This is a genomic window from Pelomonas candidula, from assembly GCF_043555985.1.
Taxonomy (GTDB): domain Bacteria; phylum Pseudomonadota; class Gammaproteobacteria; order Burkholderiales; family Burkholderiaceae_C; genus Pelomonas; species Pelomonas candidula.
The window spans coordinates 556546-565512 of record NZ_JBIGIC010000003.1 but is presented as its reverse complement, the minus strand read 5'-3'; the positions used below and the strand labels follow the sequence as shown (position 1 = coordinate 565512).

Annotated in this window: 8 protein-coding genes; 5 read left to right on the top strand and 3 right to left on the bottom strand. The window is 67.5% G+C overall.

The window, feature by feature from the left end:
* Positions 1 to 240 precede the first annotated feature (240 nt).
* Positions 241 to 864, top strand: a complete 624-nt coding sequence (locus tag ACG04R_RS08815; protein WP_394408281.1) for a tyrosine-type recombinase/integrase — start codon at positions 241 to 243, stop codon at positions 862 to 864.
* 320 nt (positions 865 to 1184) lie between these two features.
* Here the strand turns inward: ACG04R_RS08815 and ACG04R_RS08810 are convergent, their stop codons facing one another.
* On the bottom strand, positions 1185 to 1427 hold the full coding sequence (locus ACG04R_RS08810; protein ID WP_394408278.1) for a hypothetical protein: 243 nt from the start codon (positions 1425 to 1427) through the stop codon (positions 1185 to 1187).
* Between the two features lie 239 nt (positions 1428 to 1666).
* Here ACG04R_RS08810 and ACG04R_RS08805 point away from each other — a divergent pair, with 239 nt between their 5' ends.
* From ACG04R_RS08805 to ACG04R_RS08795, 3 genes are all read left to right on the top strand, one after another.
* Positions 1667 to 3205, top strand: coding sequence for a diguanylate cyclase domain-containing protein (locus tag ACG04R_RS08805; RefSeq protein ID WP_394408275.1), 1539 nt, complete (start codon positions 1667 to 1669; stop codon positions 3203 to 3205).
* A gap of 530 nt (positions 3206 to 3735) precedes the next feature.
* Positions 3736 to 4923 (top strand): HD-GYP domain-containing protein, encoded by a 1188-nt coding sequence (locus tag ACG04R_RS08800; RefSeq protein WP_394408272.1) that lies wholly within the window; start codon positions 3736 to 3738, stop codon positions 4921 to 4923.
* A gap of 642 nt (positions 4924 to 5565) precedes the next feature.
* Positions 5566 to 6714, top strand: a complete 1149-nt coding sequence (locus tag ACG04R_RS08795) for an alpha/beta hydrolase family protein (protein WP_394408269.1) — start codon at positions 5566 to 5568, stop codon at positions 6712 to 6714.
* A gap of 9 nt (positions 6715 to 6723) precedes the next feature.
* Here ACG04R_RS08795 and ACG04R_RS08790 read toward each other — a convergent pair whose 3' ends face one another.
* Entirely contained in the window at positions 6724 to 6903 is a 180-nt protein-coding gene (locus tag ACG04R_RS08790; protein WP_394408266.1) for a hypothetical protein, read from the bottom strand.
* Positions 6904 to 6988: 85 nt separating this feature from the next.
* Complete coding sequence (gene mnmE / locus ACG04R_RS08785; RefSeq protein WP_394408262.1) at positions 6989 to 8353, bottom strand: tRNA uridine-5-carboxymethylaminomethyl(34) synthesis GTPase MnmE; 1365 nt, start codon at positions 8351 to 8353, stop codon at positions 6989 to 6991.
* Positions 8354 to 8399: 46 nt separating this feature from the next.
* Between mnmE and ACG04R_RS08780 the strand changes: the two genes are divergently transcribed.
* Positions 8400 to 8939 (top strand): ECF-type sigma factor, encoded by a 540-nt coding sequence (locus ACG04R_RS08780; protein ID WP_394408259.1) that lies wholly within the window; start codon positions 8400 to 8402, stop codon positions 8937 to 8939.
* The last annotated feature ends 28 nt before the right edge of the window (positions 8940 to 8967 follow it).

Here is an 8967-nt window from a genome sequence, read left to right as displayed (position 1 = left end):
ACAAGACAGCCGAAAAAATCTCCGATCGCTCTGGTGAGTTTGTCATGGGCGCAAACGACCTTCAAAGTGTCCACGACTGTACGTGCGACTTGAAAGCTGTCGTTCACGAACTTCTGCTCCTGGCCGACAGCGTGAGGCCATCAAGGCGCCGGAAAGCTGACCCTCGTATGGAGAGGAGCCTGCACGGTCAGTGCCGCAGCGGCGCATGCTGATGGCCCCTCAACTCGATGGGAGACCATCATGGGATCAGCAGCCAACACGCTCTCGCGCGAGCCTTGGAACAAAGGCAAGATCGTCGGCCAGAAGGCACCTTTTAAGGTCAAAGACATCTGGGCACTTCGCGTCCGGCTTCAGATGGAGAACCGCGTGCGCGAGCTCGCGTTGTTCAACCTCGGCATCGACAGCAAGCTTCGCGGCTGCGACCTCGTCGCGCTCAAGGTACGAGACGTCTGCCACGGTGACGCCGTCGCTAGTCGGGCGGTGGTGATGCAGCATAAGACGCAGCGCCCCGTTCAGTTCGAGATCACACCGGTGACCCGCGACGCTGTGCAGCGCTGGATCAAGCAAGCCGGGCTGAAATCCGAGGACTTCCTGTTCCCGAGTCGCATGCACGGCTCGCCGCATCTGGGAACGCGCCAGTACGCCCGAATCCTGGAGGGCTGGGTGGAGGAACTCGGGCTTGACCCTGCCGACTACGGGACGCACTCAATGCGAAGGACGAAGGCGACGCTAATCTATCGGCGGACCAAGAACCTGCGCGCCGTACAGCTGCTGCTCGGGCACTCCAAGCTGGAGTCGACGGTCCGGTACCTGGGCATCGAGGTCGATGACGCGCTCGAGATTTCTGAGCAGACCGAAATCTGAGGAGCCAGGCGGCGGCCGCTTCTTGCCAAGGGTAGGTCGGCCGCCCGCAACGGCTGCTTCCGGGTACCAGGGCCGGTCGAATCTCCCGGCCGGCTCCCCTGGTTCGATGCAGCGCCACGAATGGCAGCGTTGTGCCCATTCAAGCCATCGGCGCTGTCCGCTGCGACGGGTTTTTGGCCGCGCTTGCCTCGACATTGCATGGCTACCGCGCCGTTGCGCAGCGGTTTCGCCGACACCAACTCCAGCCGTCTCGTGCCGGACAGCCCGCACTCGCACAGCGTCTGGCCGTGGCCCGCGATCCTGGGGTGGAGGAGGAGCTTTTACTCGTCGATCAGGATCAGCCGGTCCAACTCGGTCGCTAGCTTGCAGCTGCCCAGAAGTACACCGACCGGCGTCGCGTTCTTCAGCGTCTGAACAACCGCGCGACGGTTACTAGCGAGGATGTGGCTGTTCGTTCCTGGGAAGTCCTTGCGCATCGTGCACGCCACGTACTTGGGCTTGGCCTGCGGCTTGGCCGCCCACTCTCGCATGGCAGGCGGCGCCAGCACGTCTCCGCGGGCCACCAACGGCTAGTAGCCCTCCCTCATTTCGTAGGTGACGTTGATGCTGAAGGTCAGGCTGCCCATGCGGCGAGTGTGCGGCTAGCGAGTCGCAGGTAGGTCGTCAATGATTTCTGCCCAACACTTGCGCATGCGGGCCGGTGCAGGATGGGCCAAAAGGCGGTCATGATCTGGAATCGTACCGTGTCCAACCGCTGCCGGATGATGGATCGCCGCGCCAATCCACCTGACGATTCTGTGCCGTGCTGAGCACCTCAACGCTTTTTGTCGCGCTGTTCGCCGCTTTTGCGCTGTTCGGCCTGACGCTCGCCGTGGCGCGGCGCTCGCTGCCTGAAAGCCCGGCGCTGGGCATCTGGGCGCGCGGAACGTGGCTGACGATTGCCGGGTTCGTCCTGATCGTGTCCCGGGCCGTGGGCCCCGCGTGGTTGGCCATCATTGGCGGCAATGCGCTGGTGATGGCGGGGCTGTGGTTCAACGCCCAGGCGCTGCACAGGTTCATTCAGGACCGCCCCACGCCCAAGCTGCAATCGGGCCTGTTCGTGCTGGGCGCGGTGACCGTCGTGTCGTTCGTCGGCCAACCCTTGCCGCTTCGCACGGCGGTGGTGTCGCTGTTGATTGCCGCGCAAATTGCGCCCATGGTCATTCTCGCGCTGGGCAAAGGGTGGCACGCCGAGCCGTCCCTGCGCACGGTCGGCATCACCTTGGCACTGACGATGGTTGCTCTGGTCGTGCGCGCTGTCCACGCCACCGTGTCCCCCGAGCAATACGTTGACTTCTTTCAGGTGAGTCTTGGCAATGGGATCACCTACCTGGCGTCCTACCTGTTCCCGCTGGGCGCAGGCATCGGGTTCGTCCTGGCCAACCTGGAGCGCGCCACGCGCAGCATGGCCATGCTGTCCAGCCAGCTCCAACAGCTGACGCGTGAGCAGCAGGCCATGCTCGACACCGAACTGATCGGCATCACCAGGCTGCGTGACCGGCGCTCCCTGTGGACAAACCGGGCGCTGGAGGCCATGTTCGGGTATGAACCCGGCGAGCTCGCGGGGGCACCCTCCCGGCTGCTGTACCTGGACCAGGAGGCCTACGAAGCCCTGGGGCGGGATGCCTACCCCGCCTTGCAGTCGGGGCAGACGTATCGTGCCCAGGTGCAGATGCGCAGGAAGAATGGCGACCCCATCTGGGTGGACTTGAGCGGCGTGCTGCTAGGTTCCGACAGCGGTGAGTCTCTGTGGATGATGCAGGACATCACCGAACAGAAGCTGCGCCAGCAACGGGTGGAGCAGATCGCATTCCATGACGCGTTGACGGGCCTGCCCAACCGCGTGCTGCTGAGCGATCGCATCGGGCAGACTCTGCTCCTGTGCGATCGGCTGAAGTCACGCTGCGCCGTCTGCTTCCTCGACCTGGATGGCTTCAAGGCCGTCAACGACGCCCGTGGGCACGACGCCGGCGACCGGCTGCTGACCGAGATCGGGCGACGAATCCAATCCTCCGTCCGTGCCAGCGACACCGCAGCGCGGCTCGGCGGCGATGAGTTCGTCCTGCTCCTGTCACCCGTGGACCGGCAGGAAGACTGCGAAGAGATCCTGCACCGCGTGCTGGCCTCCATCGCCGAACCCATCATCCTGGGCGATGGGCCTGCAACGGCCGTGACGGCCAGTATCGGCGTGGTAATTCACCCCGACGTCCCCGGCGGCGCGGACGAGTTGCTGTCCTATGCGGACCGCGCGATGTACACGGCCAAGCGGGCAGGACGAAACCAGGTCTGCTATTGGCGATGAAGGTGGCGGCACGACGCGGTTCCTACCCCAAGCCCAAGAAGTGGCTGTTCGGCGCCTTGCTCAGTTCCCGGAGGTGTCCTTCGCAAATGCCTTGTTGATGGACCGTTCTCGCTGCGCACCTGCCCGCTGATGAGAGGAGGGCCGATCAAGGTTGGAGGCGGTCTAGTTCATTCCGAGACACTGATGGACATGATGTGCGCTTTCAGCGATAGGCGTAGGGACCAAGCCCATTTGGCTTGGCCGAGTGAAACAGGCTCGCCACTGCCGCGGCCCGCTTACCCGCGCTCAGGCTGCCGGCGAAGAGCCAGTTTTGCCGACCGAGCGCAATGGGCCGGATGCGGTTCGCCGCCGGCACCGGCCGCTGACAGAATAGCCACATTAGGGTGCTAGCGCTGCAACATCCGACCCGCATGACAACACCAGTCTCAAGAGCCGCAGCGGAAGCCCAGGGTGACGAATATTTCGTTGGCCACGTGGTGGCGTCTACCCATGGCGTGCAGGCCAGCGAGGACATCGTCAGCGACAGCGGCATGAAGCTGCTGGCCAAGGGTGCACGGGTCGACGAGCGCACGCGCGAGCGGCTGCTCGCGCACAAGCTGTCCAAGCCGCTGGAGCAATGCCTGGAGGTGCAGGACGCCATCGGCAGCGAGCTCCTCAAGCAGGTGTCCGAGAAACTGCTCGACGAGCAGCCTCTGCTGCGCGCGCTGTGCGGCCGAGCCAAGCCCCACCCGGTGCTCGCGGCGCTGGGCTCGCTGCCACTGCCGGCCCAACTCCGCATGCTGCTCACGCTTTACGCCGAGCTGCCCTCCGACCGGCTGGAGCACAGCGTCACCGTGGCGCTGATCGCCCACGGCATTTCGCAAAAGACCCTGGCCGACGCCGCGGGCGTCGAGCGCGTTTTCCTAACTGCGGGCTTGTTCCACGACGTGGGCGAGCTCTACATCGACCCCCGCGTTCTCAAGCAGACCGAACATCTGGCGCCGGAGCAGTGGAAGCACATCGTGGTCCACCCGGTCATCGGGCACCGAGTTCTCAGGGACATGGCTGGCGCCGGGCCCATGGTTGCCGAAGCGGTGCTTCACCATCACGAGCGGCGCGACGGCTTTGGCTACCCCAATCACCTTGCGGGTGACGCGCTGCCGGTGCGCGGCGAAATCCTCGCCGCAGCCGAGTGGCTGGCCGGCATGATGCGCGCGAGCAATTGGACGCTCAAGGGTGCCGGCGCTGGCGCCAAGCTCATCCCGGGTGGGTTCCGGCAGTCGATCCTGCAGGCGGTCGCTCCCGCTATCGCGGCCGCGTCGCCCCAACCGCGCGAGGACGCCCCTGACGCCGCGGACGACTTGATCGTGCGCCTGGTGCGCGTCAGCGAGACCATGGACCGCTACCGCGACTGCCGTCCCTGGATCGAGAGCCTAATCAAGGCCGGGACGCCGGCGTCTTCCGTGATCGCCGCAAACCTTCATCGCATGGAGCACATCGTGCGCTCGGTGGCCAGCACCGGGCTGGCGGGCGAGGAGCCGCTGGCCCTGGTGGCCCGTCTGAACGCCATCGGCGACGCGAGGATCTACCAGGACCTGGGCAATATCGTGCGCGAGATCGGTTGGCGGCTGCGCGAGTTGGAGCGGGACACGTTGCTGCGCGCCACGACGCTGTCCCCCGAGCAGGAGGACGTGGTCAAGGGAATGATCGCGCGGCTCAAGTACGGCACGAATCCCTAGACGGGTCCCATGTGATCATGTTCCCGTTCGCATCTTGGCTTTGTTCAAAGCCAAGGGCGTTCTGCGTGAGTTGATCCGAACCCTAAAGGTCGCACAGTCGGTCGTTAAAGTCGCATGAGCCAATGCCTCGCCCAAGCCCTCACATCGAGCTAAGGTTAATGGCCGCTTTGGGCACGTTGCGGACGCACGCGACGCCTTGGCCCGCGGCTGCAACGGGTCGCTTCGAGCCAACCACAGTCTGCAGAAGCGGTCCTTCGCGCCGCCTTGCTCGGCCGGCCTTAATCAGGCGACCGGAATCGGCAGTGAAGCTGTCGGACGAGGCTGCCAACGCTGGACGACTGGTGTCCGTTGTCGCCGCCTTTCAGGCCTCTGGCGGCGAGCGTCTCAGATCAGCCTTTAGTTGACGACCCGCTGAGAGCACGGTCATACAGATACTGCAGGCCAAGCTCGTAGCGGCACGGCTGCATCGGTCGCAGGTCAGCGCTCGGCGGAACCCGCGCAGGATCTGCTGGACGGAAGTCTCAAACGATGCCGGCATACGTACGCCATAGCTTCGACGGCGTCCCTCGGCATGGGAATTGACACCGTTGTCAGCCCGAGGCGTTTCGGCGACATTGCCGCACCCCTGCTGACCGGTCTGCCATGCGTCTCCTCTCTCTGCTTCTTGGCCTTTGCCTCGTCATCGCCACGGGTGCCCAGGCCGCCGAGATCGTCGCTTTCGCGCCCGGCCCTTTCGCCGTCGGTTCGACCAACCTTCAGGTCACGCCGCCTGCGGGCCGGCCGCTGATCGACTACCTCAACGGCAGCAAGGACGGCGCCTACCTGGCGGCCATCCTGGCGGCTCCGCAGGCCGTGCCGCAGTTGCAGCTCACCGTGCCCGCCAGCGAGCCCGGTGCCGGCGCGGTCGCCGGCAAGCCGCTGCCGCTGGTGCTGCACATCCTCTACCCCACGCGCGCCGACAACCCGCGGCCCGACTACGCCTTCCCGTACAAGGACACCGGCGACGCCGTCGTGCCGCACATGCAGGGCCCGGCCGACAAGCCGCTGCTGGCCGACTCCGCGGCGAAGTACCCGCTCATCGTCTACTCCGGCGGCTACAACACCCACGGGCTGTGGCACCTGGGCCACCTCAAGACGCTGGCCTCGCATGGCTACATCGTCGTCAACCTCTTCCATGGCGACAGCCGCGCGCCGGGCTACTTCGAGTCGGTGGCGATGCGCGAGGTCGGCGTGCGCGCCGCGCTGGACTACGTGCTGCGCGACCCGGTCTTCGGCCCCGCCATCGACCGCGACCGCATCGGCGCCTCGGGCGCCAGCGCGGGCGGCCTGACGGTGCTTGCGATGCTGGGCGGCATGGACCCGAAGTACCCGGCCCACAACCCGCGCGACCCGCGCATCAAGGCCGGCTTCGGCGTCGTGCCCTTCATGGGCGCCAGCTTCGGCATCTGGCCCTTCCAGACCAAGGCCTGGCACCTTGGTCGCGAGTTCGAGGGGCTGGCCGCCGTGAAGGTACCTTTCTTCGCCGTTTACGCCGAGAAGGACCGCAACGTCTCCCCCGACAGCATCCGCGCCGGCGTGCGCCGCCTCGGCGGCCCCGCCTGGGCCGTGGAGCTGGCCGGCGAGGAGCACATCCTCAGCGCCGCCGCGGAACGCGAGGCCTACGCCTGGGAGCTGACCTTCTTCGATGCCTTCCTGCGCGGCAGCGCCGAGGCGCGCGCCATGCTGGCGGCGACCACGCGGGTCAGCGGCGGCGGCAAGGGCACGATGACCTACACCAGCGCCGGCAAATAGGCGCGGCGCCTAGCGCTGCCCGGGCTTGCGGACCCAGGCATCCATCCAGTTCGACCCCGACAGCACGCGGCGCGAGCGCCACATGTCGTCCTGCGGCTGCGCCGCCGCGGTGGTCGGGCGGACCGGTTGCGCAGGCACGCGCGGCGTGGTGTCCACCGTCGTGTAGCTGATGTGTTGAACGCGTCGCATACGTCCTCCTCCTGCCGACATGGCGATCCGAGCTTCGGACGCCGTGCATCAGCAACGCATAAGGACGCGCAACTGCGGACCGGTGTTACTTTCCGATGCAGAAGCTGCTGAAGATCACGCCCAGCAGCTCGTCGGCCGAGAACGCGCCGGTGATCTCGCCCAGCGCGTCGTGCGCCAGGCGCAGCTCCTCGGCCAGCAGGTCCAGCGCCGCGTCGCGCTGTTCGGCGATGGCGCGGGCCAGCGCCAGGTGTTCGGCCGTGCGGGCCAGCGCCTGCACGTGGCGCTCGCGGGCGATGAACAGGCCCTCGGGCACGGCCTGCCAGCCGGCCGTCTGCAGCAGCCGCCGGCGCAAGGCCTCCAGGCCGTTGCCGGTCTTCAGGCTCAGCGCGATCTCGCCGGCCGGCGCGGCGCCCAGGTCCGTCTTGTTGAACACCTGCACGATGCGGTTCGCGTCCACGCCGGCCAGCCGCGCGCGGATGCGCTCGTCCTCGGCTTCGTAATCAGGCTGCCCCACGCGGCCCAGGTCGTGCAGGAACAGCACCACGTCCGCGTCCGCGATGGCGTCCCACGAGCGCGACACGCCGATGCGCTCGACCTCGTCGGCCGTCTCGTCACGCAGGCCGGCGGTGTCGGTGATGTGCAGCGGCACACCTTCGATCTGGATGGTCTGGCTGACCTTGTCGCGCGTCGTGCCGGGGATGGGCGTGACGATGGCGAGCTCGGCGCCGGCCAACGCGTTCAGCAGCGAGCTTTTGCCGACGTTGGGTTGGCCTGCGAGCACCACCTTCAACCCGTCGCGCAGCAGCGCGCCCTGGCGCGTGCGGGCCTGGACGGCCTGCAGCTGCGCAGTCAGCCGGTCGAGGCGGCCAAAAGCATCCGCCTTCTCAAGGAAGTCGATCTCCTCCTCGGGGAAGTCCAGCGTCGCCTCGACCAGCATGCGCAGCTGAATCAGTTGATCGCGCAGCGCGCCGACCTCGTGGCTGAGTGCGCCGCCCAGCGCCCGGCTCGCGCTGCGCGCGGCGGCCTCGGTGCTGGCGTCGATCAGGTCGGCCACGGCCTCGGCCTGCGCCAGGTCCAGCTTGCCGTTCAGGAACGCGCGCTGCGTGAACTCGCCAGGCTCCGCCAGCCGCACGCCGGCGCCGGCCTCGATGACCCGCGCCAGCAGCAGCTGCATGACGACGGCGCCACCGTGGGCCTGCAGCTCCAGCACATGCTCGCCGGTGTAGGAATGCGGTGCGGGGAAGTGCAGCGCCAGGCCCTGGTCGATGGCGACGCCGGCCGCGTCGCGGAACGGCAGGTAGGTCGCCTCGCGCGGGCGCAGCGGCTTGCCGCAGACGGCTAAGATCAACGGTGACAGGTCTTGCGGTGAAGACACCCTCACGATGCCCACCGCGCCCCGGCCGGGAGCGGTGGCGATGGCGGCGATGGGGTCGGCATGGCGAGACAGCATGGCGGCATTGTCGAACCTCTGCCGCCCCGGAACCCGTGCCCCGCCTGTGACCCCGACCGACGCCGCCCCGACCGACTCCCCTGCTCCGCTGGACCCCGCCCTGCGCGACGAGCTCTACCGCGAGCTGCGCCAGCTGGCCCGCCAGCGCCTGCGCCGCAGCGGCCCGCTGACGCTGCTGGACACGACGGCCCTGGTGCACGAGGGCTGGCTCAAGCTTGCGCGCCAGGATGGCTGGCAGCACCTCGCGCACGACCACTTCATGGCGTACGCGGCCACGGTGATGCGCTCCATCGTGGTGGACTACGCCCGCGCGCGCCAGGCGCAGCAACGCGGTGGCGGCGCCACCCACGTGCCGCTGGACGAGCTGCCCACGCTGGCCCACCGCGACGACGAATACCTGCAGATCCACGACGCGCTGACCGACCTGGAGCGCCAGGACCCGCGGCTGGCCAGGCTCGTCGAGCTGCGCTTCTTCGTCGGCCTGGAAGAGACCGAGTGCGCCGAGGCGCTGGGCCAGTCGCGTCGCACGGTGCAGCGCGACTGGCAGAAGGCGCGGGCGTTGCTGTGGGCCTCGCTGAACGACTGACCGCTGGTCAGCGCCTCGACGCCGCCTT

Coding starts and splice junctions, on each gene's coding strand:
- ACG04R_RS08815 (WP_394408281.1), top strand. CDS start 241: ATGGGATCAGCAGCCAACACGCTCTCGCGCGAGCCTTGGAACAAAGGC.
- ACG04R_RS08800 (WP_394408272.1), top strand. CDS start 3,736: ATGAAGCTGCTGGCCAAGGGTGCACGGGTCGACGAGCGCACGCGCGAG.
- ACG04R_RS08795 (WP_394408269.1), top strand. CDS start 5,566: ATGCGTCTCCTCTCTCTGCTTCTTGGCCTTTGCCTCGTCATCGCCACG.
- ACG04R_RS08790 (WP_394408266.1), bottom strand. CDS start 6,903: ATGCGACGCGTTCAACACATCAGCTACACGACGGTGGACACCACGCCG.
- mnmE (WP_394408262.1), bottom strand. CDS start 8,353: ATGCTGTCTCGCCATGCCGACCCCATCGCCGCCATCGCCACCGCTCCC.